The following is a 2,257-nucleotide window of genomic DNA, read 5'->3' as shown; positions in this document are numbered from 1 at the left end:
TTAGGAAGTGAAGGATAAAAGTTCCTATCTTTGCACCACTCCGCAAGGGAGGAACGGCTGATCCGAAAGGGGAAGCACTGAAAAAAGAAGGGTTTAATTTAGTTTAAACGCGGAAACAGCAGGAAAACGAAAAAATAAATTTTCACATTTATTTTGGAGATACCAAAAAGATTTCTACCTTTGCAGTCCCAACGGAAACGAAGGGAAACAAAACAAGATCGATACCGGCGCAATGCCGACATCATATAAAGCCGAAGCGAGATGCGGGGGCGAAGAAAGTTCTTTAAAAATATAATCATGTAACGTAACGAGTAGTGTTGAGAAACAACGAAAGTTAAAAAAATCAACCTGTTCAATTTTAGAATTAGAAATAAAATACAAGACAATTCTATTTATTATAAATAGTCTTGATCTTACACTTCATTTTACAATGGAGAGTTTGATCCTGGCTCAGGATGAACGCTAGCGGCAGGCCTAATACATGCAAGTCGGACGGGATTCAGGGAGTAGCTTGCTACGAACTGATGAGAGTGGCGCACGGGTGCGTAACGCGTGAGCAACCTACCCATATCAGGGGGATAGCCTCTCGAAAGAGAGATTAACACCGCATAACATCATTTACCGGCATCGGTTAATGATCAAATATTTATAGGATATGGATGGGCTCGCGTGACATTAGCTAGTTGGAGGGGTAACGGCCCACCAAGGCTACGATGTCTAGGGGCTCTGAGAGGAGAATCCCCCACACTGGTACTGAGACACGGACCAGACTCCTACGGGAGGCAGCAGTAAGGAATATTGGTCAATGGAGGGAACTCTGAACCAGCCATGCCGCGTGCAGGATGACTGCCCTATGGGTTGTAAACTGCTTTTGTCAGGGAATAAACCTTTCTACGTGTAGGAAGCTGAATGTACCTGAAGAATAAGGATCGGCTAACTCCGTGCCAGCAGCCGCGGTAATACGGAGGATCCAAGCGTTATCCGGATTTATTGGGTTTAAAGGGTGCGTAGGCGGTCCTATAAGTCAGTGGTGAAAGACGGCAGCTTAACTGTCGCAGTGCCTTTGATACTGTAGGACTTGAATCTATTTGAAGTGGGCGGAATAAGACAAGTAGCGGTGAAATGCATAGATATGTCTTAGAACTCCGATTGCGAAGGCAGCTCACTAAGTTAGTATTGACGCTGATGCACGAAAGCGTGGGGATCAAACAGGATTAGATACCCTGGTAGTCCACGCCCTAAACGATGATAACTCGATGTTTGCGATACACAGTAAGCGTCCAAGCGAAAGCGTTAAGTTATCCACCTGGGGAGTACGGTCGCAAGATTGAAACTCAAAGGAATTGACGGGGGCCCGCACAAGCGGAGGAGCATGTGGTTTAATTCGATGATACGCGAGGAACCTTACCCGGGCTTGAAAGTTAGTGAATGATCCAGAGACGGATCAGTCCTTCGGGACACGAAACTAGGTGCTGCATGGCTGTCGTCAGCTCGTGCCGTGAGGTGTTGGGTTAAGTCCCGCAACGAGCGCAACCCCTATGTTTAGTTGCCAGCATGTAATGATGGGGACTCTAAACAGACTGCCAGCGTAAGCTGTGAGGAAGGTGGGGACGACGTCAAGTCATCATGGCCCTTACGTCCGGGGCTACACACGTGCTACAATGGATGGTACAGCGGGCAGCTACATAGCAATATGATGCTAATCTCTAAAAGCCATTCACAGTTCGGATTGAGGTCTGCAACTCGACCTCATGAAGTTGGATTCGCTAGTAATCGCGTATCAGCAATGACGCGGTGAATACGTTCCCGGGCCTTGTACACACCGCCCGTCAAGCCATGAAAGTTGGGGGTACCTAAAGCATGTAACCGCAAGGAGCGTGTTAGGGTAAAACCGATAATTGGGGCTAAGTCGTAACAAGGTAGCCGTACCGGAAGGTGCGGCTGGAATACCTCCTTTCTAGAGCATTCAGGATTGAAGCTCGTTACGTACACACATGATTTATATTAAGAAACAAATAAGAAACAAAAACATTTGAAGAAATGTGCCCATCCCTGATTGGATGGTCCAGAGAGATAGAAAGATAAGCTAGTCCCGTAGCTCAGTTGGTTAGAGCACTACACTGATAATGTAGGGGTCAGCAGTTCAAATCTGCTCGGGACTACCATTAACAACACGGGGAATTAGCTCAGCTGGCTAGAGCACCTGCCTTGCACGCAGGGGGTCATCGGTTCGACTCCGATATTCTCCACAGGTTTC

2 tRNA genes and 1 rRNA gene are annotated in these 2,257 nt (G+C 47.1%); all 3 read left to right on the top strand.

What is annotated here, in order from left to right:
- Window positions 1-427: 427 nt before the first annotated feature.
- The 3 genes from C8N37_RS22580 (at window position 428) to C8N37_RS22570 (ending at window position 2,249) form a co-directional block, all read left to right on the top strand.
- Window positions 428-1,957, top strand: a 16S ribosomal RNA gene (locus C8N37_RS22580).
- Between the two features lie 131 nt (window positions 1,958-2,088).
- Window positions 2,089-2,165: transfer RNA gene (locus tag C8N37_RS22575), tRNA-Ile, on the top strand.
- A 10-nt stretch (window positions 2,166-2,175) separates the two neighbouring features.
- A tRNA-Ala gene (locus tag C8N37_RS22570) sits at window positions 2,176-2,249 on the top strand.
- Window positions 2,250-2,257: the final 8 nt, after the last annotated feature.

Origin of the sequence: Sphingobacterium faecium (genome assembly GCF_003054045.1) — a bacterium.
GTDB lineage: Bacteria > Bacteroidota > Bacteroidia > Sphingobacteriales > Sphingobacteriaceae > Sphingobacterium > Sphingobacterium faecium.
The sequence above is the reverse complement of the archived record's forward strand: the minus strand, read 5'-3'. Positions and strand labels throughout refer to the sequence as shown.